Raw genomic sequence first — 23,676 nt, 5'->3', positions numbered from 1 at the left:
TGGGCGAGGGGACTGATGACCTGGGTCCTCGACGTGCCCGGCGGGGAAGGCACCGGCGCGACGCGGAGGAAGCCGCCGAAGCACGTCAGACACAGGGAGTACCGGGCGAGCCCGAGCGGTACGACCGGCAGATCGACCGCCGGCTCGACCACCGGGCCGACCGCCTCAGGGCGGGGAGCAGGAATGGTGGTCGGGTGGGGGTGACGTACAAATACTTCGGCGCGCCGGACGGCGCGACCGCGGCCCGCGTCCCCATCTCGATGCGCCCCGAGGAACTCGGCGGCGACGAGCTGGGCATGAACGGCATGTTCACCAAGATCAAGCCGGAGACGATGGCCGCGATGGTCCTGACCGGCATCGAGGGCGTCCCCCTGCACAAGGTCCCGCCTCTGGAACTGGTCGTCCTGCACCCCGACTACGCGGTCGTCAAACTCCCCATGACGGTCGTCGACCCCCTGCGCGGCATCGGCGAGGAGGCGGTCGGCGCGGCAGCCTTCATCTGGTCGACGGTCCCGGACCGGGGCGGCCCGCGCGATGCGTTCAATGTGTATCAACTGCTGCACGAGTGGCAGGACTTCAGCCACCGGCTGCATGAGGCGGGGCATCAGCCTTATTGCCTTGTCTGGCCCTGAGCCGGGATTTCGTGGAGTTCGGACGGGACGTTCGGGCTCCGCCCCCGCCAGTGCCGTTTCGGGCTGCGTTGGCCCTACTCACGAGAACTTTGAGGAACTTGTCGGCGCCATTCTTGTCGTCCTCGACCCGCCGCGCAGCACTCGGTGCATGACCCAGGCCTGCGCGGCTGCGCCGCACCTGTCTTCGGCGGGCGTCAGCGCTTGATCGCACCGGCGACGAGTGCCTGCAGCTGCTCGGCGGTGCGGTCAGCGGCTCGGTGCTGGGTTTGGCCATCGAGGAGCCCCCGGCCGACGGCGGCACACCGAGAGACCGCTGCACACCTCCCTCACCAACCCACCGGTCACCGGTACCGCGGAGCTGGAACACCAGAAGGCGGCCATCGCGAAGCACCGTCCGACAACTACGCCGGCGACCACATATCGAAGTCCGATATCGGCCCCCGTAGGATGGCACCGAGTTCTGATTCTCCCCGGGGAGCCCGTGATGAGCAGACCGTCGGAGCCGGCCGCGGGCCCGGATGAGCTGGAGCGGCGGCTGGGTGTGCCGGACGCCGTGGTGATCGGGCTGGGGGCGATGATCGGCGCGGGGATCTTCGTCGCGCTCGCGCCCGCCGCACGCGCGGCCGGCTCCGGGCTTCTGCTCGGTCTCGGGGTGGCGGCCGTGGTGGCGTACTGCAACGCGACGTCCTCGGCACGGCTCGCGGCCCGCTACCCGGCCTCCGGCGGTACCTACGTCTACGGCCGTGAACGGCTCGGCGTGTTCTGGGGCTACCTCGCCGGGTGGGGCTTCGTGGTGGGCAAGACCGCCTCCTGCGCGGCGATGGCGCTCACCGTGGGCGCGTACGTCTGGCCCGGACAGGCGCACGTGGTGGCGGTCGCGGCCGTCGTCGCGCTGACCGCGGTGAACTACGCCGGGGTGCAGAAGGCGGCATGGCTGACCCGCGTGATCGTCGCCGTGGTGCTCGCCGTTCTCGCCGCGGCCGTCGTCGCCGCCCTCACCTCCCCGGCGGCGGACCCGGCCCGGCTCGGCATCGGTGCGGACGCCTCCGTCGGCGGGGTGCTGCAAGCCGCCGGCCTGCTGTTCTTCGCGTTCGCCGGATACGCGCGCATCGCCACCCTGGGCGAGGAGGTGCGCGACCCCGCCCGGACCATCCCCCGGGCCGTCCCGCTGGCCCTGGGCATCACCCTGGTCGTGTACGCGGTGGTGGCCGTCTCCGCGTTGACGGTGCTGGGCGCGCACCGGCTGGCCGGTGCCGGCGCACCGCTGTCCGACATGGTCCGGGCGGCAGGGGTGAGCGCACTGGCGCCCGTCGTGCGGACGGGGGCGGCCGTGGCGGCGCTCGGCTCCCTGCTCGCGCTGATCCTGGGGGTCTCCCGCACCACCCTGGCCATGGCCCGTGACCGGCACCTCCCGCACGTCCTGTCCACCGTGCATCCCCGCTTCAAGGTGCCGCACCGCGCGGAACTCCTGGTCGGCGCGGTCGTCGCGGTGCTGGCGGCGACCGTGGACGTGCGCGGCGCGATCGGCTTCTCGTCCTTCGGGGTGCTGGTCTACTACGCCGTCGCCAACGCCTCGGCCTGGACGCTGACACCGCAGGAGAACCGGCTGCCGCGCGCCGTCCCGGCCGTCGGCCTGGTCGGTTGCCTGCTGCTGGCCTTGACCCTGCCCGTGACGTCCGTGGCATGGGGTGCGGCCGTACTGGCGCTGGGGGCGGCGGCGTACGTGGTGCGCCGCGCGGCGACCGCACGCCGCACGTCGTAGCGGTCCGGTGCGGAAGGAGATCCCGGCCGTGCCGGCAGGGCCGCCCGGCAGGGGCGCCCCGGCGGAGACGTCGCGGTCAGTCCGCCTTGCGCGGGATGTCGGCACCGAGGACCTCGCGGGCCAGTTCGGCCAGTGCCCTGCGGTCCTCGGCCAGCGCCTCGCGGCCCGCTTGTGTGGCCGTGTAGACGCGCCGGGCACGGCCGTCGACGACGCGCTGTTCGGAGACCAGCAGTCCGTCGGCCTCCAGCCGGTGCAGCGTCGGATACAGCGTGCCGGGACTGATCCGGTAGCCGTGGTGTGCCAGTTCCTCCGTCATCCACGCGCCGTGGATCTCCCCTTCGGCGGCGTGGTGCAGGATGTGCAGCCGTACTGCGCCGCGCTGGAATTCACGCACCGTCCACCTCCACCCGGTCCGCACCGGGCCCACCCGGCGGTGACGGAACCGATATCGGCCGTCGAGTCTACGCACCGGGCAGGCCCGGGGTTCGGTCACGGTCGTCCGCTCCGCTGCCGGAGCACACGAACTCGCTGGAGCGAATCGGATGTGCATAGGGTGACTTACGCGTATATGTAGCCGCCCCGAGCCCAGCGGGGCCGCCCCGGGGCAACGGGGAACGGAGCAGAGCCGTGCACCTCTCTCGTCGCGACGCCCTCGCACTGGCCGGTGTGTCCCTGCTGGCCGGAGCGGGAGCCGGCGCGGTCACCGGCTGTGACTCCCGGGCGGCCACGAGCGCGGCCCTTCCCCCGGACAGGGCGGACTACACGCTGCGGATCGCGACCGGACGCGTCGAGACGGCGCCGGGCACGACCGTCTCGACCACGACGTACAACGGACAGTTCCCCGGGCCGCTGCTGCGGTTCACCGAAGGCCGCCCGGTCGTGGTCGACGTCCACAACGACACCGGCACCCCCGAACTGCTGCACTGGCACGGCCAGCGGGTCCCCGCCGACGTGGACGGATCGACCGAGGAGGGCACCCCGTACATCCCCGCGCACGGGATGCGGCGCCTGTCGTTCACCCCCGGGCCGGCCGGTTTCCGCTTCTACCACACCCATGTGCCGGCACTCGGTGACCTGGCCCGCGGCACGTACACCGGTCAGGCCGGCCCGGTCTACATCGAGCCCAAGGACAACCCCGGCGCCTACGACCAGGAAGTGTTCCTGACACTGAAGGAGTTCGGGCCCTCCCTCAGCCACGGCGGGGACGTGGTCCAGCGCTTCCTGGCCGGCTCCCCGGTGCCGGACCTCAAGCGCAGGGGCGAGCAGGCGATGGCCGACTCGCTGGCCCGGGGCATGCCGCGCGGCTACGAAGTCGGCTACCGCGTCTTCAGCGTCAACGGCCGCAAGCTGGGCCACGGCCCGCCGATCCGGGTCAGGTCGGGACAGCGCGTGCTGTTCCACGTCCTCAACGCCAGCGCCACCGAGATCCGCAGCCTCCACCTGCCCGGGCACACCTTCACCGTGGTCGCGCTCGACGGCAACCCGGTGCCCCGCCAGGCCGACGTGCCGGTGCTGTGGATCGGCACCGCCGAACGTGTCTCGGCCCTGGTGGAGATGGACCATCCGGGCGTGTGGGTGCTCGGAGACACCTCGGACGACGACCGCAACGCCGGCATGGGCACGGTGGTGGAGTACGCCGGCCGCAGCGGCTCCCCCCGGTGGAACGCACCGCCCGCATTCACGTGGGACTACCGCGCCTTCGCCGACCCGGGCTCCACGAACCGGCAGCCCGACCACACCATCGACCTGCTGGTGGAGAAGCGCAACGCCGCCGACAAGGGATTCAACGTCTGGCCCCTCAACGGCGTCCCCTTCTCCCTCGACACCGACAAGCCGGTACTGGACGTCGAGCGCGGCAAGCGGTACCGGATGCGGCTGCGCAACGCCAGCGACGACATCCACCCCCTCCACCTGCACCGTCACACCTTCGAGGTCACCCACATCGCCGGCACCCCCACCCACGGCCTGCGCAAGGACGTCGTCATGCTCGGCGGCTACCAGAGCCTCGACTTCGACTTCACCCCCGACCAGCCGGGGCTGTCCCTGTTCCACTGCCACCAACAGCTCCACATGGACTACGGGTTCATGGTCCTGCTGCGCTGTCCCTGACGTGCCGGGGGAGGCGGCCTCCCGCGCGCCGCCCCGTGGAACTCTCTTCGAGCCGCCCTAGGAGGAAGGGCAGGACTCCCCGTTCCAGAAGGGCCAGTTCCCATTCCTCACGGGCCCGCGCCGCGTCCGGCACCGGGACGTCCGGCGGGTCGGCCCGATCAGCCCGACCGACCTGATCGGCCCGGCCAACCTGATCGGCCGACCTGTTGCGGGCCGCCGCCACGATCAGGTACACGAGGTCACCGATGCCCACTGCGACGGCCACGGCCGCGGCGATCAGCCCTGACGTGACCAGTGCGTCGCTGACGCGGGGGCGCCCGCCGAGAGCCGACAGGGCGAACCCGACCGCCAGGAAGACGGCCGCGGCGACGGCGGCCAGGCCCGGGACGAGCACGGCCAGCACCGGCAGCAGGCCGCCGCCCCGGCTCGACGTACGCGGCTCGGCCCCGGCACTCGTGCCGTCGTCTCCTGCCGCTCCGTTCCGGTCGGCTCTGGCCTCGACCAACTGGCGGTACTCGACGGCCGCGGTGGCGGCGATGTCGTCGCGCGCCTGGAGCGCCCGGATGCGCAGCTGCGTACGGTCGAGGCTTCCGCCGGAACGGCGCAGCGCGTCCGTCACCTGCTCGGAGCGCAGCCCCTCCTCCAGCACCCGCTCGAACGTCGCATGGACCTCTGCCTCAGGCAGTTCCGGCGCCTGCATCTGTCCCCCGAGCCTCGAAGCCCCACTCGTGCGCACGGCGTACGGTCGGCCGCACGCGTACCGTCAGGAGTGGCGAGTCTATAGTTCCCCAATTGCGCAAGCTTTAAATTCAGGCGTCGGAATCGGGCGTGTCCTTCGCCGCCGCGTACGCCTGCGCCGGTGTCATCGACACCCCGTTGAGGTTCACCGTCCGGTACTGGCTGACCTGGGCACAGCTCTTGGCCTCGTCGGCGGTGGAGGCGTGCGCGTTGGAGACCGCGGCGTGCGTGTCGGCGGGCGCCGGCGAAGAGGTACCGGCCGGGAAACCGGTGCCGCTCGGCCAGTCGGCGCCGATCACCAGAGTCAGGCCCGTACCGGTGCCCTGCTTCAGCTGCGAGGAGGACAGGCCGAGCGCCTTGGCGACCGTCTGCGCCTGCGCCTGCCGGCCGGTGCCGTACGTCAGCGTGGTGGTGGTCGCGGGGCTCGGGGCGTTGGCCGTGGTCGTCGCGGAGCTGAAGCCCTGGTCGGTCAGGGTGGTCGCGATGTCCGAGGCCCGGCCGATGACGGTGGTGCCGTTCTCCACCGTCACGGCGATCTGCGAGGCGGGCACCGCAGGGGCGGTGGGCTTCGCCGAGGCGGTGGGCTTCGCGGTCGCCGAGGCCGCCGCCGACTTCCCGCCCGAACCGGTCGTCAGCGACTGGTCGTTGGCGATGGTGGAGAACAGCGTCCTGGCTCCCGCCCCTACGACCACGTGGTCGCTGTCGGAGGGGTCGGGTGCCGTCTGCATCGTCGTGAACGTCATCCGCTTCGCCGGCACCTTGTTCACGTCCGAGGCGAGCGAGATCAGCTTCTTCACCGTCCCCAGACCGTCGTCCACCGTCAGCGCCTTGGTGGCCGCGTCGGCCAGGCCGTAGACCGCCGTCGGGTCGGTCAGCGTGCCCGCGCTCTTGAACTTGCGGATCATCGCGCTGAGGAAGATGTGCTGGGTCGTGGTGCGGCCGAGGTCGCTGCCGTCGCCGAAGCCGTGCCGGGAGCGGACGAACTCCAGCGCCGCCTGCCCCTGGAGGGTGTGGTCGCCCTTGGACAGCTTCAGGTGCGAGTAGGTGTCGTAGACGTTGTCGCTGACGCAGACGGAGACACCGCCGACCGCGTCCGACATCTTCACCACGCCGGAGAAGTCGAGCTTGACGAAGTGGTCGATGGGGATGCCGGTGAGCTGGTGGACGGTGGCCACCTGGCAGGCGGGGCCGTATGCCAGGGCGCTGTTGATCTGGCCGTAGTAGCCGGGCGTGGACTGGGCGGAGGCGGCGTCCGTGCAGGCCGGGACCCTGGTCATGGTGTCCCGGGGGATGCTCATCACCGTGGCGTTGGAGCGGTCGGCGGAGATGTGCACCACCATCTCGACGTCCGCGTTCCCGTTGCCGGTCTGCACGCCCGTCCTGGAGCAGCCGCCGCCGAGCTTGCAGTCCTCCGCGCTGGTACGGCCGTCCGAGCCCATCACGAGGATGTTGATCGGAGTGCGGCCGAAGGCGTCGGCCTTCTCGGTGCCGCCCTTGCCGTCCAGCGAGACGCTGTGGATGTTGCCGTTCAGGTGCTCGTAGAACCACCAGCCCACACCGGACGTGACCAGGATGAGCGCCGACAGGGATATGCCGAGGATCTTCAGCACGCGCCTGCCGCGCCGCACCGGAAGGGGCCGCCGCGTCCCGCTGTCACCGCGCGAGCCGGGGGCCGCGCCGGACGCGGTCCGGCCGCCCCGAGGACGCACGGCGTCGCTCCCGGCCGGACGCTGTCCCGGCACCTGGGCTCCGCTGCGCGTCGCCTGGCGGCCTGGGCCGTCCCACGGGTCGCTCATCTCCCACTCCCACGAACGGTCGGGCCCGTCGGTTCCGGCCGTCGAAGGTACGACCGGACACGCGCGACGGGCGTACAGACAGACGCAGCACCGCGCCCGAACGGTTGCACAGTTGCGCAATCTAGCAAAAGCCTGGCTCTCATCGTCCTGCTCGGACGCGGGGCAATGATTGCAGCTACCGCCTGCGATCCCCCCGTGGCATCAGACGCACTACGGGCGGCTGCCGTTCTGTCGCACTCCACGGAGCGCGTTCTTCGCGTTCGCCTCCACGTCACCTCCACATTCACCTTCCCGGTTGCGGTCATGGCAGTCGGCGGCCTCCACGGCGTCGCCGATCCGCCCGGTCCGCGCCGCGGAGACGGCACCGGCGGTCGGCCAACTCGCCGTGTTCCGGCTCGTGTTCGTCCCGGGCGCGGATACGCCGGTCCACTGCGCAGCACACGAGGCGGGAGGCCGCCTCGACGCGCCGTGGCCGGGAACGGGCGACGGCTGCGCCCTGCGCCCGACGACGGCCCGGGAGCCGGTCGGCACCGCTGCCCGTGTCTCCGGGCACCGAGCCCCGCCCCGGCCGTCGCCCCGGCTCCCTCGTACGTCGGGGCCGGTCCCCGCGTACTCGCTGGTAAGTCGCGTTCTCCCGCCCGTTGGGAACCGGCCGGAGTGGGGCTATCGTCGGAATCCTGGGGCCAGGAGGAGGAGGACGGCCGGTGATGCCGCAGGACGAGGCCGTGATCGGCTGCACGGGCAAGGTGCTGATCGGGACACGCGGAACCGCGGGGCCCGGCGAGGTCCTGGTGCGGGTCAGAGGCGGCTCCGAGACCTTCCTGGCCTGGTCCGAGGATCCCTTGCCCGCGGGCGCCACGGTCCTCGTGATCGAATCACGGGGATGCCGCGAGGTCGGCGTCATCGAGTGGGTGGATCCATTGGACGCGCTCGGCGGAGAGGCCGCCGGCGCAAGCTGAGGAGTACAGGCATGTTCGGATACCGCGTTCCCGCTCCCGACGAGGCGATGCTGATCTCGGGTGGCAGGCGGGGACTGGGGGGCGCTCCGTTCCGCGTGGTCACGGGCCATGGCAAGTTCGTGCTTCCGGTCCTTCGCAAGGTCCGCTTCCTGACGCTGTCGATGTGCGAGGCGGAAGTCACCGAGACCTGCGTGACCAAGCAGGGCATCTCCCTGCACGTCCGCGCGGTCATCGCCTTCAAGGTCGGCAACGACCAGGAGAGCATCATCAACGCCGGCCAGCGCTTCCTGTCCGACCAGGAGCAGATGTCGGTGCTCACCGGCCGGATCTTCGCCGGCCACCTGCGTGCCATCATCGGCTCGATGACGGTCGAGGAGATCGTCACCGAGCGCCAGAAGCTCGCCGCCGAGGTCCTCGACACCTCGAAGGTGGAGATGGCGAAGATCGGCCTGATCGTCGACTCGCTGCAGATCCAGTCGATCGACGACGGCGACACCGGTTACATCGCCGCGATGTCCGCCCCGCACAAGGCGGCCATCCAGCGTCAGGCCCAGATCGCCCAGGCGCAGGCCACCCAGGCCGCGGTCGAGGCGGAGCAGGCGGCGGCCCGCAAGCAGGCCGAGTACGCCCGGCAGACCGCCGTCGTCAAGGCCGAGTACTCCGCCGAGGTGGACCGCGCCCAGGCCCAGGCCGCACAGGCCGGACCGCTGGCGCAGGCCCACGCCCAGCAGGAGGTGCTGGACGCCCAGACGGAACTGGCCCAGCGTCAGGCACTGTTGCGCCAGCAGCAGTTGGTGGCCGAGGTCGTCAAGCCCGCCGAGGCCGAGGCCGAGCGGGTCAGGATCCTCGCCTCCGCCGAGGCCCAGCGCATGAAGATCCAGGCGGAGGCCGCCGCCTCCTACGACCGGGTCGCGCTCGACCGGATGCTCATCGACCAGCTCCCGCAGATCGTGAAGGAGGCCGCCGGCGGTCTGGCCGGTGCCAACGTCAACGTCCTCAACGGCGCGGACGGCCTCGGCGAGATCGCCGCCGGCCTGGTCTCCCAGGGCCTGACGATCCTCGACTCGGTCCGGCAGAACCTGGGAGGCCAGGACAAGGACGTCAAGAACACCGGCAGCAGCAGCCTGCTCCAGCTGCACTCGGGCAAGGAGCGCCGCTCGGACGACGACGGTCCGGTCGACGTGGACTAAGTCGCCCCAGGGCGGCGGCCGGCCTCGGCGAGCGTGAAGTGCCGCTCGGGGCCCGGGGTTTCGAGCGCGTCCAGCACGGCCACGGCCAGGTCCCCGGCGCTGACGCGGGACCGGCCGTCGGCGCCGGTCGGCAGGGTTGCGGTGCCGCGCAGGCAGCCGCCGGACGCCTGCGGGGCCCGCGGGCCCGGACAGACCCGGGCGGCACCAGTGAGGCCCGGCAGACGCGCAGCTGGGCGACCTGGGCGGCACCGGTGGAGCCCGGCAGACGCACAGCTGGGCGACCTGGGCGCACGCCACACCGCGCCCGACACCCGGTACGCACGCAGGGTTCCCGGCGACGAGCGGCTCCCGATCGGCAGGGTTGCGGTGCCGCGCAGGCAGCCGCCGGACGCCTGCGGGGCCCGCGGGCCCGGACAGACCCGGGCGGCACCAGTGAGGCCCGGCAGACGCGCAGCTGGGCGACCTGGGCGGCACCGGTGGAGCCCGGCAGACGCACAGCTGGGCGACCTGGGCGCACGCCACACCGCGCCGGACACCCGGTACGCACACGGGGTTCCCGGCGACGAGCGGCTCCCGGCCGCCGGGGCTGCGCAGGGCACCGGTGCCGCCGACCACGAGCACCCGGATGCCGAGCGGCGCGGCGAAGTCCAGCACCGTACGGGTGGCGCCGACCAGGAACTCCCGGTCGGCAGGGAACGTCCGCAGGGTCGGGACGACGGCGTGCGTCGGCGCCGCAGGGCGCACGCGCCCCGGCCGACGCCTCCCCCCACGGCGCGCGGGTCACTTACGACGGCGCGCGGGCGCTCATGTCGACGGCGAGCGGTGCCACGCCCGGGTGTCGTCACCCGCCGGCCTCCGGGACAGCACCGGCACCCGGTGTCCGCGCGCGCTCGCCTCGTGGACCACCCGGCCGCCGGTCGGCTCCCGGTCGCGCAGACCGGGAGCCGACCGGTCCCGCGGAACCACAGCGCGTACGCGAAAAGCCCGCCCACGCTGCCGAGCCGGAGGTGGCCGCCTGCGGCGCCCGCGTCGATCCGCCCGGGGATCCCCTCGGGCGCGGACGTGGGCGGGAGCGTCAGCAGGCCGCCGGAGATCGGTTGCCGCCGGCCGGGGCCGGCGGCCCCACACCCGCCGGGGCGCGCCGGACCGTCACGGTCCCCGCGCGCCGGGCCGCCGCCGGGGTCAGTCCAGCTCGAGCCGGTCCGCCGGGCCCGCCTCCTCGAACGCCGTCACCACGTGCTCGCCGCCCTCCGTGAAGTGGGCCCAGCTGTCGCAGTGGGCCGTGATCACCCGGCGGGCGCCGAGCAGCGCGGCGGCGGTGGCCGCGCCCCTGCCGTCGAGGACGAGGAGGGCGTCGTCGAGGACCGGTAGCCGGGGCGCGCCGGCGAAGAGGACGGCCGTGTCGACGGGGCCGTTCCGGTCGGCGATCTCCCGGACCAGGTCCAGGGAGGCGTTGTCGCCGCTGACGTGGAGAGCGGGCAGGTCGGCCGAGTCGGCAGGAAGCCGGTGACCTCACGGAAAGAAGGGGTTCATCCGTGAGAGACAGTTCGCCTTTCTCACGAATTTCCACAAGAATTACCGTGATACACCGTAATACGCCGTGATACGCCGTGATGCACGGCACGGCCGCCCCGCCCGGCGGTGCACGGTAAGAACTTGCCGGGCAGCGCCCCGGCTCATACGGGCGGCTTACTCGCGCGGGCGGCCCGGAAACGAGGATCCACACCCACCGGTGACATCCCGGCCCGGCGGCAGCACTCGGAAACCCTACGTATTGTAGGTTCCCAACCGCCAGCGGCCACACGTCTGTTCAACGGGGGACCCATGCAGGACACCGGGACGAAAGTCGGCGGGGAGGCCCGCGCGCGCAGTCTCGCGCCGACGCTGACCCTGCTGGTCGTCAGCCTCGTCATCGCCGCCGTGGGCGTCTACGAGCTGTGCGGCTTCGGCCTGCACAGCCTCGACCGGCGCCCGCATCTGTTCAGCGACGGCCTCGCGACCGGCGGGGTGATCGTCGCCGCGGTGGCGGCCGGCGCGGCGGTGGGCAACCTGGCCTGGCATCTGGCCACGGCCCGGCGCGACACGGGAAGGACCGGGTAAGACCCGCACAGGAAGACCACAGCGAGGGGTTCGCGGGAACGCCCGGTTCAGGGAACATGAGGAGGCCCGGGTAAGAACGGATGCCGGTACGCTCCCGATGAGCCCCGGCGCCCGTACCATTCCCCTCCGCTCCGTATGAATCCGGTGAATGCCACGGCATCGGTGCCCGCGCACACGCGCACCACGCTTACCTTACGGACTGTAGGGTCGGCGTTTGCCCTGTCCCTCCCCACCACCCAAGGTGACCAGTCACCATGCCCGCACAGCAGTCGACCGTGACCTCCGCGCAGGTCCCCGGCCAGCGCGGTACGCGCCGCTCGCTCCAGTTGCCCGCGCCCAGCCCACGGGTGCGCGCGGTGGCAGCCTCGGCCACCGTGTGGTACCTGCGGATGGCCGCCGTCTTCAACATCATCGCGGTGATGTCGCTGCCGTTCCGCAGAGAGGTGCAGGAACACAACGACGGCAAGATCTTCACCGCCCGCCACGTCCACGCGCACACGCACCACGCCGGCCAGTTCTTCACCCCGTACCTGGCCACCGCGGGCCTGGCCTCGGCCGCGGCGGCGATCTTCCTGGCCCTGGTGATGCGGCGCGGCAAGCGGGCCGCCTGGGTGGTCAACATCCTGCTCGCCGGGCCCCTGTTCGTGCTCTACGTCCTCGCCCTCACCCAGCACCCGTTCCGCGACCACGCCTTCAACTGGGTCTCCACGGCCCTCACCGGTCTCTTCGTGGCCGCACTGCTGATCGGCCGCCGTGAGTTCAACGCCGTCGGCGACCCCTCCAACCCCAGGCTCGCGCTGGCCGTCGGCGCCGGCGGGGTCCTGCTGACCGGTGGCCTCGGCACCCTGCTCGTGCACGCCACCAACAAACTGCCGCACGCGCCGCTCCTCGAGGAACTGGCCTACACCCTGCTGCGCGGCATCAGCGTCGGCCCGCTCGCCGACCGCGTCGACTCCGTGCACGCGCCCCGCTGGGCCGACATCATCATCAACCTCCTGCTCGCCGCCGCCTTCTGCCTGGTCCTGTACGCCTGCTTCCGCTCCCCGCGCGGACGCCGGCTGCTCACCGGCGAGGACGAGGAGAAACTGCGCGCCCTGCTCGACAAGCACGGCGCCCGCGACTCCCTCGGCTACTTCGCGCTGCGCCGCGACAAGGCCGTCGTCTTCTCCCCCACCGGCAAGGCGGCCGTCACCTACCGCGTCATCGGCGCGGTCTCCCTCGCCTCCGGCGACCCGATCGGCGACCCGGAGGCCTGGCCCGGCGCCATCGACGCCTGGCTCGCCGAGGCCCGCCGCCACGCCTGGACCCCGGCCGTCATGGGTGCGAGCGAGGAGGCCGGCACGATCTACGCCCGCCACGGCCTGGACGCCCTCGAACTCGGTGACGAGGCGATCGTCGACATCGCCGACTTCACCCTCGAGGGCCGTGCGATGCGCGTGGTCCGCCAGGCCCACAACCGGGTCAAGCGGGCCGGATACACGGTCCGTATCCGCCGCCACGAGGACATCCCCGCCGACGAGATGGCGGTCCTCGTCCAGCGCGCCGACGACTGGCGCGACGGCGCCACCGAACGCGGCTTCTCCATGGCCCTCGGCCGGCTCGGCGACCCGGCGGACGGCCGCTGCGTCATGCTGGAGTGCCGCGACGCGAACGACGAACCGCGCGCCCTGCTCAGCTTCGTCCCCTGGGGCGAGCACGGCCTCTCCCTGGACCTGATGCGCCGCGACCGCGACTGCGAGAACGGCCTGATGGAGTACATGGTCGTGGAACTGCTCCTGCAGGCGAAGGAGTTGGGCGTCCAGCGGGTCTCCCTGAACTTCGCCATGTTCCGCGCCGTCTTCGAACGCGGCGCCCGCCTCGGCGCGGGCCCCGTCCTGCGCCTGTGGCGCTCCGTCCTCACCTTCTTCTCCCGCTGGTGGCAGATCGAGTCCCTCTACCGCGCCAACGCCAAGTACCGCCCGGTGTGGGAGCCGCGCTTCCTGCTCTTCGCCAAGTCCAGCGACATTCCCCGCATCGGTCTGGCTTCGGCACGGGCGGAGGGGTTCCTCACGTTGCCGGGGATGGGCGGGAAGTCGTAGGAGCCGTCTGTGGCGCGTCGTCCCCGGGTGCCATGACCAGCCCGGGGACGTACGGGAGGGCGGCGCGGACGGCTGCGGCCACCTTCGGGAGGTCGACGCCCAGGCGGGTGAGGGAGGGCAGCAGCTCTTCGAGGGGGACTCCGGACTCGCGGGCGATGGTCAGGTAGTCGTCGATCGGGTCGCCCAGCCGGAGGGGAAGTTCCGTGCGATCCCGGCCGAAACCGTCCCGGCACAGGTCCAGGTCCTCGTCCGTCAGCTCGTCCAGTGCCTGCGTGGGTACCTGCAGCCCGAACTCGACCAGACGCCCGATGACGGCGTCCCGCTCCATCAGGAGCGCGGGCGCGACGGTGACCAGGTGGAACGGCGGCACCGGGCGGTCCCAGGAGACATGGTCGATGCCGAGCCCGACGCCGACGAGTTCGGAGTCGTGCCTGCCCGGCCTGGTGGGTGCCGTGGCGTGCGAGGTCCGCACGCCGTAGCGGTGGAGGCAGTCGATCACGGCCTGCGGCGACAGGCGGTTCCTCTCCGCCGTCTGCAGCACCGTGAGCATGGGCACGATCGACGAGGTCAGGGACCCTCCGCCCCGCTGTAGGCTCCTGGCGACGTCGATGAGCACCTTGGCGTCGTCCGCAGCCATGTGGTCCGGGAGGACGGCGTCCTGCGGACACAGACCATAGGCACGCATGCGTGCGGCCGCCGCCGCCAGGGACAGCCCGCTGTCGGCGGCACGGTCGACCAGCGCCTCCAGCGGAACCTCCCGGCCGTTGGCGAAGTCCAGGAGCGGCGCGTCCGCGTCCTCGACCCGGTCGGGCAGACTGCCGACGCAGAACCCCAGCTCCTCCATCCGGCGCGCGACATCGGCGAGCGCCGTGCCCGACCTTCGGCAGGCCATGACGAGGGGGCCGGGCGGAACGGGCTCGTGCACATCGAGCCGGCGCAGCACCTTGTCGTTCCATCCCCACTCGGCGCTCAGCCTCAGCACCTCCCGCGCCGACCGCTCGTCCAGTGCGCCCACTTCCGGACGCAGTCCGTAGTCCGTCAACCGCTCGACGATCTCCCCCAGCGGACGGCGGAGCCGGCGCACGGCGTCCAGCACCCGCCCCGCAACGACCCTCTGGTGCGGCTGCAGCCAGGGAAACTCACCGTCGAGGTCTTCACTGAGCAGGAGCGGCACCCAGTCCTCGGGAGTCTCCGCCCGCATACCCGTCTCGGGCACGGGGAAGCCCAGCGTCCTGAGACGGCCGACCACGTCCTCGATGCGGATGTTCAGCATGAGATGTGCCTTGACGATGTGCCCCGGGGGCACGTGGTCCGCCGTGGAGAGCCAACGGTACGCATCGAAGTCCCCCTGCGGCCCGCGCAGTTCCTTGTCCAGCAACGTCACCGTGGTGGAGTCGGCGGCGACCTTGGCGCCGGAGCGCTCCGGCACGGGCAGGCGCAGCAGTTCCATGCGGGCCAGCACCTCGTCGTACGACGCCCCGCAGGCCATGGCCGCCGACACCGCATGCGCCGGGGAGGCGGATCCCTCGAGGTCATCATGGGTGATCCAGGCCCGTGAGCCGGCGCTGTCGTAGGAGCGCAGCAGCAGGTCCGACGGCCTTGCCGGCAGTACGTCGGTGATCCGGGCCAGCTCCGGGACGATTCCGGTCAGAGCCGTGAGTTCGGGGTTCGGCCGGTGGGCGAGCAACCGCCACAGCAAGGTGACGGCGTCGGGCCTGCGGCCGGCGCCCCGGACGTAGTCGGCCCAGTAGGCCGTCCTGGGAACACGGTGCACAAGATCGACGTCCGGCGGGAAGAACCCCACCGTCGCCACCGGCGTGGCGTGCCCGTTCGCCTCGAGCAGGACGCCCTCCTTCCCCGCCGCCTCGGTCACGATGTCCGCGAGGCGCGGGCTGCTCACCGCCACGTCGGCCAGCCAGTCGCTGGTCAGCAGGGGCGGGTCCGCGGCGAGCAGGGCCGGCAGCGCTTGCGTGACCAGCTTCTCGACCACCTGGTCCACGTCCTGGTCCAGGATCTCCGAGCGGTCCACGGACAGGTCCTTGGGCCGGGTCCCGCCCGCCAGGTTCACCACAGCCCCGCGCAGCCGCCCGTCCTGCCCGGGCCCGGCCAGCACCCCGTGCCGTACCCGTGGCTCGATGAGGATGCCGTCGGCGAGGATGCCCCCGCCCTGCTCGCACCACACCACCTGCCCGTCCACGCACCGGACGTCACCCTCGGGCGGCCAGGAGACCGTGCGCCCGTGCGCGACGATGCCGGCCGCCCGTTCCCCCGTGGCCTGCCGGGTCTCCAGCGCTCCGGGTTTCCAGGCGGCCTTGAGCGACTTGCCGTGGAAGGCCTCGGTGTGGAACTCGGCGATCCCCAGCAGCCTGCGCAACTCCCGTACACAGGAAGGAGCGTTGTCCTCCCGGAGATAGAGGCGGACCCTGGTGCCGATCTCGCCCGACTGCGGCTCGGTGCGTGACACGCGGAAGTAGTGCCCCGGGCCGGTGATCAGCACGGTCAGCTCCGCCGACTGCACGCCGTCCATGGGCATGTGCCGCGTCGTCACCCTGATCTCGTCCGCGAGCATGAAGTAGCTGAGCACGCCGATGCCGAACCTGCTGTTCGGCCGGACCTTGATCCCGTCGTCGCCCGCCGGCGTCCGCTCCTTGCGGGAACGGGCGTGATCGCTGAAACGGACCCCGGCCCGCGAGAACACCTCGGCCAGCACGGTCTCGTCCATGCCGATGCCGTTGTCCCGGCACTCCAGGTAGTACCTCCCGTCGTCGTCGCGGCCCTGCTCGAACGTGATCTTCCCTGGGAACGTGTCCCCTCCGTTGTGCTGGTACTCGATCGCACGCCGGTACCGGCAGGCGTCCAGGGCGTTCTGGTACAGCTCCCGGATGGCGAGGCTGCGGTCGCGGTACAGGTTCTCGCCCATGAGGAGTTCCTGGACCCGCTCCTCGTCCAGCCGGAACCGGATCACCTCGCCGGTCTGCCGGGGCGCCCCCCGGTCATCCACCTCCCGCACCCCGTCGGCATGCGCGTACACCGGCAGGGCGGCGAACTCCGGGACCGCGGGCCGGGCCCGGTGGGTCTCACGCAGCAGGGCGTCGACGTGCCGGGTGTGCTCGGTCAGCGCGGCCACGACCGCGGGGTGTTCGCAGTCGGCACTGAGGGCCACGGTGTCCTCGACCGACCTCCAGTCGGCCTCCTTGAGCGTCCTCAGCAACCGTTCGGGATCGACCGGCTGCGGAATCCCCACGTGCTTGACCACCACCGACGGCAGTTCCGTCGCCTCGACCGCCATGGCGTGGGCGATCGCGAACAGGGGGCCCACCAGGCGTTCGCGCACCTCCTGGGTGTCCTGTCCGGGGAAACGCACCTCGAACGAGTTGACGTCCAGCGCCTCTTCCTGTTTCGTGCCGAACAGCTCGCGCGGCCTGCGGTGCGCGCAGGACAGCAGCCGGCCGAGCAGCGACGGGGCCAGCACGGGCCGCATGACGTCCGCCACGACACCCAGGGCGTCGAGCACGTCGTCCAGCCTGCCCGGCTGCCTCGTCTGCGGTCGTACCCACTGGTGGAACAGCCACCAGCCGGCCTCCTGCCGCCCGTCGCTCCGGTCCGGCAGGCTGTCACCGCGCCGCGCCTGCCGGATGAGCTGTTTGTGGTCGCGCAGGACGGCGGCGTAGCCGCTGCGCTCCGTGTCCCCCGGCCTCACCCGGTCGTCCAGGTCCGTCGGATCGACATGGTGAAGCTGGTCCACGGTCCAGGCGAGCCGCACCTGGTACAGGAACGGCAGCAGCACGATCAGCGCGGCCTCGGCAGGCGCCAGCGTCCCGTCCAGACGCAGCTTGATGCGTTCCAGCGGGCGATCGGCGCGCACCAGGGTGCGGACGGGAAGGTACGGGTCGTACCAGGGGTCCCTCAGGAGCATCTCCCCTTTGGTGTCGAGCAGTTCGGCGAGCCCGTTCACCACCTCGAGTGTGTGGTCGCGCAGCGCTCCTGCCTGGTCCGCCCACTCGGGAGCGACACGTTTCCAGGCCTGCGACCCCTCGGCCGCGCGCAGCCAGTCCCGCTGCACACCGGTGCGTGCCGTCTCCTCGGGCACCCTGCGCCGCCCCTGCAGCCGCCGTCGCGCGTCCTCGAGCAGCCCTTCCCACTCGGACCGGGACAGCGGCCGCTCCCCCGCCAAGGACTCCAGTTCCTGGAGGAACTGCTGCACCCGGTGCGACCACCGCGGTACGACCCGGCAGCCGAGCCAGGCGTCGATGGTGCGCGCAGGCGCCTCCACCCGGCCGCTCAGCGACTGCCCGGAAGGCTCCCCGGCCGCCCCCGCCAACCGCCGCAGATACTCCTCGTACTGCACTGCCCCCGTCATCACACCCGTGCCCTCCCGCCCAGCTCACTTCACCCCGGTCGTCCGCATCACCGTAACCACCAACGCCCGTGCCACACATGCCACTTCACGCAGCGACACCCACTCGCCCGCACTGTGCGCCACCCGCACGTCCCCCGGCCCGTACTCACCTCGGCAGTCAGACGGCGCCGCTCTTCACGATCCCGCCGCCCACGGTGAACCCGATGACCACGCCGCCGCCTTCCCGCCGGAAGGCGAACGGCGCTCCGCCGTGGGCCATGGCGACCTCGCGCACGATGGACAGCCCGAGGCCGGACCCCGGCAGGGAGCGGGCGTCGGCGGCCCGGTAGAAGCGGTCGAAGATACGGATGAGATCGCCCTCGGCGATGCCCGGCCCCCGGTCCAGCACCTCGACCCGCACGGTCCCCGGCCGGGCCGGCCCGGTGACGTTGATCTCGATGGGCCCCCTGCCCTCCCGGTCGAACTTGGCCGCGTTCTCCACCAGGTTGGACATCGCCCGCTGGAGCATCCCGGGCCGCCCGTCGGTGGTCGTGTCACCGCTGGTGTGCAGCACGATCTGGCGACCGGTACGGCGCTTGGCCAGCCCCACCACCTCCTCGGCGATGTCCGCGAGGTCCACGCGCTGCGGCGGCTCGGTGTCGGACTGCCCGGCGGCGAGGTCGACCAGCTCGTTGACCAGGTCGGTCAGTTCGCGGGCCTCCTGGCTGAGGTCGGCGACCAGTTCCTCCCGGGTCGCGGGCGGCAGCTCGTCGATGCGCCGCAGCAGGGAGATGTTGGTCCGCAGGGACGTCAGCGGGGTGCGCAGCTCGTGCCCCGCGTCCTGGACCAGTCGCCGCTGGTCCTCCTCGGACTGCGCGAGCCGGCCCAGCATCCGGTCGAAGGCCCGCCCGAGCCGGCCCACCTCGTCCAGCCCGGCGACCGGCACCTCGATTCCCAGCTGACGGGTGCGGGCCACGTCCTCGGCGGCGGAGGTGAGGATCACCAGGCGCCGGGTGATCCGCCGGGCCAGCCACCACCCGAACAGACCGGCCGCCACCACGACCGCCGCCATCAGGATCAGCGTGCGCTGCTGGAGCGTGCGCAGCAGGTCCTCGGTGTCGCTGAACTCCTGCGCGACCTGGACCGCGCCCCGCCCGTCGCCGAGCGAGACGGTGGCGACCCGGAACAGGTCCGAGTCCACCAGTACGTCCTTGTGCTGGACCACCTTCCCGGCGGTCTGCGCGAGCGCCATCGCCTTGTCGTGGGAGGTGACGGGCAGCACCGGGTTGCCGTGGTCCACGATCTGGCCCTGCGCGCCCAGCACCTGCACATCGGTGCGGGCCGGCCGGACCAGGTCATGGCCGGGCCGGGACGACGAGAAGTCCTCGGGGACCATCTCGTGCTGCCGTACCTCGTCCCGTACGTCCTGCACGACCTGCGAGAACACCGACTGCTGGTCGACACGGACCAGCCGCGCGGCGGAGCTGTACGACAGGATGCCGACGAGGATCGTGACGGCGGCGGTGACGGCCGCGAAGGAGACGACGAAGGTGGTGCGCAGGGAGACGAGCTTGGGCCGGCGCCGGGCCAGCAACCGCCGGAGCCGCCCGAGGCGGCCCACTCAGTCCTCCCGCAGCACGTAACCCACGCCCCGGACGGTGTGGATCAGCTGCGGCGCGCCGGGCTCGTCCAGCTTGCGGCGCAGGTAGCCGACGTACACGGCGAGGTTCTTCGATCCCGGCCCGAAGTCGTAGCCCCAGATGCGGTCGTAGATGGTGGAGTGGTCGAGCACGATGCCCGCGTTGCGCACGAGCAGCTCGAGCAGCTCGAACTCGGTCCGGGTCAGCTCCAGCTCGCGCTTGCCGCGCCAGGCCCGGCGGGCCTGCAGGTCCATGCGGATACCGGCGGCCTCCACCTGACGGTCGGAGATCTGCACGTCGGCCCGTACGGAGTCGCTCGGGCCGCCGTTGCCGTTCGTGGCGGCGGGTACCGGGCTGGTACGGCGCAGCAGGGCGCGCAGCCGCGCGAAGACCTCTTCCACGTCGAAGGGCTTGACCACGTAGTCGTCGGCGCCGGCGTCCAGGCCCGCGATGCGGTCGGCGGTCTCCACGAGGGCGGTGAGCATGAGGATCGGGGTGCGGTCGCCCTCGGCGCGCAGCACCCGGCAGACCTGGAGACCGTCGATGCCGGGCATCATCACATCGAGCAGGAGGATGTCCGGCGGGGTCTTGTGGGCCTGGGCCAGGGCTTCCACACCATCGGCGACGGCCGTCACCTCGTACCCTTCCAGCGTCAGGGCACGCTCAAGGGCATGACGGATGGCACGGTCGTCTTCGGCGAGCAGCACAGTCTGGGGCACGCCCCCAGTCTGCCAAGGCCTGCGGCGGTTCGGTCGGGACGGGCGGGCCTACGATCACCCTTTTTACCGCCCTCTCACCGTCACAGCGGAACCCGGCCTCGCCCCCTACCGTCCTCTCACCGTCGCGCGGGGCCCGGCGAGGAAGGACGGTCCACGGACATCCCGGACTTCAAGGGGCAGAGCCTTCTCGGCGCCAAGCCCCACCCGCCCGAGACGGCGGCCCCTTTGCCGCGCGAGCCGGGCGGGTGGGCGAAAATGGGGCTACTGGAGAGCGGCGAGCTGATCGGCGAAGGGAACCACGGCCGGCCCCTCCCGCCGCACCGCCAGCGGCATCAGCGCGGCCAGCTCCTGCGCCGCCCGCTCGATCCGCTCGGCGAGCCCTTCGGCGCCCCAGTCCTCCGAGGCGGCGTACACCCCCGTCGGCACGACCACGGCCCGCAGGTAGGCGAACAGCGGTCGCAGCGCATGCTCCAGCACCAGCGAGTGCCGTCCCGTACCCCCGGTCGCGGCGATCAGCACCGGCTTGCCGACCAGCGCCTCCTTGTCCAGCACGTCGAAGAACGACTTGAACAGCCCGCTGTACGAGGCACTGAACACCGGTGTGACGACGATCAGCCCGTCGGCCCCCGCCACCGCGTCCTGCGCGGCGGCGAGCTTCTTGCCGGGGAACCCGTTGGTGAGGTTGTGCGCGATCTCGACGGCGAGGTCCCGCACCTCGACGACCTCCACGTCCACCGGCGCCGACGCCTGCCGCTGCACCGCGGCGGCCAGCCGGTCGGCCAGCAGCCGGGTGGACGACGGGACGCTCAGTCCCGCGGACACGACGACGAGCCTCATGCGACGGCCTCCTTCTTGTCCTCGGCCTTCTTGCCCTCGGCCTTCTTCTCCCCGGCCTTGCGCGCGGCGGTGAGCAGGGACTGGTGGGTGGGCGCCTCGGGCACACCGGCCGGCCGCCCCTTCGCGAACTCCTCGCGCAGCACCGGTACGACCTCCTCGCCCAGCAGGTCGAGCTGCTCCAGCACGGTCTTGAGCGGCAGCCCCGCGTGGTCCATGAGGAACAGCTGGCGCTGGTAGTCGCCGGCGTACTCGCGGAACGACAGGGTCTTCTCGATCACCTGCTGCGGCGAGCCCACGGTCAGCGGGGTCTGCTCGGTGAAGTCCTCGAGGGAGGGCCCGTGGCCGTAGACCGGCGCGTTGTCGAAGTACGGCCGGAACTCACGCACCGCGTCCTGCGAGTTCTTGCGCATGAACACCTGGCCGCCGAGCCCGACGATCGCCTGCTCCGGGGTGCCGTGCCCGTAGTGGGCGTACCGCTTCCGGTAGAACTCGACCATCCGCTTGGTGTGGTCGGCCGGCCAGAAGATGTTGTTGTGGAAGAAGCCGTCGCCGTAGTACGCCGCCTGCTCGGCGATCTCCGGCGAGCGGATCGAGCCGTGCCAGACGAACGGCGGGACACCGTCCAGCGGTCGCGGCGTGGACGTGAAGCCCTGCAGCGGCGTGCGGAACTTGCCCTCCCAGTCGACGACGTCCTCGCGCCACAGCCGGCGCAGCAGGGCGTAGTTCTCGATGGCGAGGTTGATGCCCTCGCGGATGTCCTGGCCGAACCACGGATACACCGGCCCGGTGTTGCCGCGGCCCATCATCAGGTCCACCCGGCCGTCGGCCAGGTGCTGCAGCATCGCGTAGTCCTCCGCGATCTTCACCGGGTCGTTGGTGGTGATCAGCGTGGTGGACGTGGACAGGATCAGGCTCTCCGTCCGCGCCGCGACGTAGCCGAGCATCGTGGTCGGCGACGAGGGGACGAACGGCGGGTTGTGGTGCTCACCGGTCGCGAAGACGTCCAGGCCGATCTCCTCGGCCTTCTGGGCGATGGCGACCATGGCCTTGATCCGCTCGCCCTCGGTCGGGGTCCGCCCCGTGGTGGGGTCCGGCGTGACGTCGCCGACCGTGAAGATCCCGAACTGCATGGTCGCTCACCCTCCAGGTTGTTGACCGTTCAACTATAACCCTCCAACGGTCACCCGCCCCCGGGTATTCCAGCCGGCCGGACGAGATCCCGCGCACCGTGTCGATCCGCAGCACGACCCGCGACGTCCGCTGCTTCGGCCGTACCGGCACCCGCACAGCCGTACCGGCACCCGCAGCCGCTCCCCCCACCGCGTCCAGCGGTCCGGCGCCGGCCACCCGCCGTTGCGCGGCGTCAGCCGCACCACACCGGCACGGGCCACCGCTCAGGCGCCCTCCGGCAGGTGACAGGCTGGGCGCATGCCGATCCTCCGCTCCGCCGCCCTGTTCGTCGTCGCCGCGCTGTTCGAGATCGGCGGTGCCTGGCTGGTCTGGCAAGGCGTACGCGAACACCGCGGCTGGCTGTGGGTGGCCGGCGGAGTCCTCTCCCTCGGCGCGTACGGCTTCGTGGCCACCTTCCAGCCCGACGCCCACTTCGGCCGCATCCTGGCGGCGTACGGCGGGATCTTCGTGGCGGGCTCGCTGCTGTGGGGCGCGGTCGCGGACGGCTACCGCCCCGACCGCTGGGACGTGATCGGCGCGCTGATCTGCCTGACCGGCATGGCCGTGATCATGTGGGCGCCGAGAAACAGCGGTTGAGCCTCACTTAGGCTGGACGAAGCCACCACCACCAGACCGACCGAGCACAGGAGCTACGCATGGCCCCCGCCTCCCGCATCGCCGTCGTCACCGGTGCGAGCAGCGGCATCGGAGCCGCCACCGCCCGGCAGCTCGCCGAGGCCGGCTACCGCGTCGTCCTCACCGCCCGCCGCAAGGACCGCATCGAGGCACTGGCCGAGGAGCTGACGCGGGCGGGCCACTCGGCGACCGCGTACCCGCTGGACGTGACGGACCGCGCGGCGGTGGACGAGTTCGCGACGGCCTTCACCTCGATCGCCGTCCTGGTCAACAACGCGGGCGGCGCGCTCGGCGCGGACCCGGTGGCCACCGGCGACCCGGCCGAGTGGCGCACGATGTACGAGACGAACGTCATCGGCACCCTGAACGTCACCCAGGCCCTGCTCCCCAAGCTGGAGGCGAGCGGCGACGGCGTGATCGTGGTCGTGTCCTCCACCGCGGGACACGGCACCTACGAGGGCGGCGGGGGCTATGTAGCCGCCAAGCACGGCGAGCACGTCCTCGCCGAGACCCTCCGCCTGGAGATCGTCGGCCGGCCGGTCCGCGTCATCGAGATCGCCCCCGGCATGGTCAAGACCGACGAGTTCGCCCTGACCCGTTTCGCCGGCGACAAGGAGAAGGCGGAGAAGGTCTACGCGGGCGTCGCCGAGCCCCTCACGGCGGACGACGTGGCCGAGACGATCACCTGGGCGGTCACCCGCCCCAGCCACGTCAACGTCGACCTCCTGGTCCTGCGCCCCCGCGCCCAGGCCTCCAACACCAAGGTCCACCGGGAACCGTGATGCCCGAGGCCGACTCCCCCGACGCCCTCGAGTCCCTCGAGCGCTCCCTCGAAAAGCGCCGCCTGGCCCAGGAGACCAAGGACGCACGCAAGGTCTGGTACTACCTGGGCTACTTCCTCTTCGGCATCCACATCGTGGCGTTCGTGATGATCTACGCGGTGCGGCACGGGAAGTGAACCGGCGTACGGG

General features: G+C 71.9%; 18 protein-coding genes and 1 pseudogene. 10 read left to right on the top strand and 9 right to left on the bottom strand.

The window, feature by feature from the left end; translation table 11 throughout:
• Positions 1-194 precede the first annotated feature (194 nt).
• Complete coding sequence (locus GQF42_RS25300; RefSeq protein ID WP_003974483.1) at positions 195-632, top strand: hypothetical protein; 438 nt, start codon at positions 195-197, stop codon at positions 630-632.
• A 484-nt stretch (positions 633-1,116) separates the two neighbouring features.
• Entirely contained in the window at positions 1,117-2,394 is a 1,278-nt protein-coding gene (locus GQF42_RS25295) for an APC family permease (protein WP_158923546.1), read from the top strand.
• 76 nt (positions 2,395-2,470) lie between these two features.
• On the opposite strand, the gene GQF42_RS25290 is transcribed toward GQF42_RS25295, so the two are convergent.
• Positions 2,471-2,788 (bottom strand): PadR family transcriptional regulator, encoded by a 318-nt coding sequence (locus tag GQF42_RS25290; RefSeq protein ID WP_158923544.1) that lies wholly within the window; start codon positions 2,786-2,788, stop codon positions 2,471-2,473.
• A 233-nt stretch (positions 2,789-3,021) separates the two neighbouring features.
• On the opposite strand from GQF42_RS25290, the gene GQF42_RS25285 reads away from it, so the two are divergent.
• Positions 3,022-4,503, top strand: a complete 1,482-nt coding sequence (locus tag GQF42_RS25285; protein WP_158923542.1) for a multicopper oxidase family protein — start codon at positions 3,022-3,024, stop codon at positions 4,501-4,503.
• Here GQF42_RS25285 and GQF42_RS25280 read toward each other — a convergent pair.
• Together GQF42_RS25280 and GQF42_RS25275 are read right to left on the bottom strand one after the other, a co-directional pair.
• The gene (locus GQF42_RS25280; RefSeq protein WP_158923541.1) at positions 4,478-5,203 is read right to left on the bottom strand and encodes a hypothetical protein; all 726 of its coding nucleotides are present in this window, start codon (positions 5,201-5,203) and stop codon (positions 4,478-4,480) included. The genes GQF42_RS25285 and GQF42_RS25280 overlap by 26 nt on opposite strands.
• Before the next feature lie 109 nt (positions 5,204-5,312).
• Positions 5,313-7,037 carry an LCP family protein gene (locus tag GQF42_RS25275; RefSeq protein ID WP_199272791.1) on the bottom strand — a complete coding sequence of 575 codons (1,725 nt, stop codon included), beginning with the start codon at positions 7,035-7,037 and terminating at the stop codon, positions 5,313-5,315.
• Between the two features lie 707 nt (positions 7,038-7,744).
• Here GQF42_RS25275 and GQF42_RS25270 point away from each other — a divergent pair.
• Together GQF42_RS25270 and GQF42_RS25265 are read left to right on the top strand one after the other, a co-directional pair.
• Positions 7,745-7,996: a hypothetical protein gene (locus GQF42_RS25270; RefSeq protein ID WP_158923539.1), complete on the top strand. Its 252-nt coding sequence runs from the start codon at positions 7,745-7,747 to the stop codon at positions 7,994-7,996.
• An 11-nt stretch (positions 7,997-8,007) separates the two neighbouring features.
• Positions 8,008-9,186 (top strand): SPFH domain-containing protein, encoded by a 1,179-nt coding sequence (locus tag GQF42_RS25265; protein ID WP_158923537.1) that lies wholly within the window; start codon positions 8,008-8,010, stop codon positions 9,184-9,186.
• A gap of 1,182 nt (positions 9,187-10,368) precedes the next feature.
• Here GQF42_RS25265 and GQF42_RS46055 read toward each other — a convergent pair.
• A pseudogene (locus GQF42_RS46055) lies at positions 10,369-10,668 on the bottom strand (MBL fold metallo-hydrolase); the annotation flags it as partial.
• 342 nt (positions 10,669-11,010) lie between these two features.
• Between GQF42_RS46055 and GQF42_RS25260 the strand changes: the two are divergent.
• The gene (locus GQF42_RS25260) at positions 11,011-11,286 is read left to right on the top strand and encodes a hypothetical protein (RefSeq protein WP_158923535.1); all 276 of its coding nucleotides are present in this window, start codon (positions 11,011-11,013) and stop codon (positions 11,284-11,286) included.
• Between the two features lie 254 nt (positions 11,287-11,540).
• Positions 11,541-13,364 (top strand): phosphatidylglycerol lysyltransferase domain-containing protein, encoded by a 1,824-nt coding sequence (locus GQF42_RS25255; protein ID WP_158923533.1) that lies wholly within the window; start codon positions 11,541-11,543, stop codon positions 13,362-13,364.
• Here GQF42_RS25255 and GQF42_RS25250 read toward each other — a convergent pair.
• From GQF42_RS25250 to GQF42_RS25230, 5 genes are all read right to left on the bottom strand, one after another.
• On the bottom strand, positions 13,333-17,724 hold the full coding sequence (locus GQF42_RS25250) for a wHTH domain-containing protein (RefSeq protein WP_158923531.1): 4,392 nt from the start codon (positions 17,722-17,724) through the stop codon (positions 13,333-13,335). The two genes, GQF42_RS25255 and GQF42_RS25250, sit on opposite strands and share 32 nt — an antisense overlap.
• A gap of 157 nt (positions 17,725-17,881) precedes the next feature.
• The gene (locus GQF42_RS25245; protein WP_158923529.1) at positions 17,882-19,324 is read right to left on the bottom strand and encodes a sensor histidine kinase; all 1,443 of its coding nucleotides are present in this window, start codon (positions 19,322-19,324) and stop codon (positions 17,882-17,884) included.
• Positions 19,325-20,062, bottom strand: a complete 738-nt coding sequence (locus tag GQF42_RS25240) for a response regulator transcription factor (RefSeq protein ID WP_158923527.1) — start codon at positions 20,060-20,062, stop codon at positions 19,325-19,327.
• Positions 20,063-20,323: 261 nt separating this feature from the next.
• A complete protein-coding gene (locus GQF42_RS25235; RefSeq protein WP_158923525.1) occupies positions 20,324-20,899 on the bottom strand; it encodes a CE1759 family FMN reductase in 576 nt (191 codons plus the stop codon).
• Complete coding sequence (locus GQF42_RS25230; RefSeq protein ID WP_158923523.1) at positions 20,896-22,029, bottom strand: LLM class flavin-dependent oxidoreductase; 1,134 nt, start codon at positions 22,027-22,029, stop codon at positions 20,896-20,898. Before GQF42_RS25230 ends, GQF42_RS25235 begins: the two co-directional genes overlap by 4 nt.
• Before the next feature lie 298 nt (positions 22,030-22,327).
• Here GQF42_RS25230 and GQF42_RS25225 point away from each other — a divergent pair, with 298 nt between their 5' ends.
• From GQF42_RS25225 to GQF42_RS45020, 3 genes are read left to right on the top strand one after another with little or no spacing between them, the layout of a single operon-like run.
• Complete coding sequence (locus GQF42_RS25225; RefSeq protein WP_158923522.1) at positions 22,328-22,666, top strand: YnfA family protein; 339 nt, start codon at positions 22,328-22,330, stop codon at positions 22,664-22,666.
• 59 nt (positions 22,667-22,725) lie between these two features.
• On the top strand, positions 22,726-23,487 hold the full coding sequence (locus GQF42_RS25220; RefSeq protein WP_158923521.1) for an SDR family NAD(P)-dependent oxidoreductase: 762 nt from the start codon (positions 22,726-22,728) through the stop codon (positions 23,485-23,487).
• On the top strand, positions 23,487-23,663 hold the full coding sequence (locus GQF42_RS45020) for a hypothetical protein (RefSeq protein ID WP_199272790.1): 177 nt from the start codon (positions 23,487-23,489) through the stop codon (positions 23,661-23,663). Before GQF42_RS25220 ends, GQF42_RS45020 begins: the two co-directional genes overlap by 1 nt.
• Positions 23,664-23,676: the final 13 nt, after the last annotated feature.

The organism is Streptomyces broussonetiae (genome assembly GCF_009796285.1).
Lineage (GTDB): Bacteria > Actinomycetota > Actinomycetes > Streptomycetales > Streptomycetaceae > Streptomyces > Streptomyces broussonetiae.
This window is presented reverse-complemented; position numbering and strand designations above follow the sequence as displayed.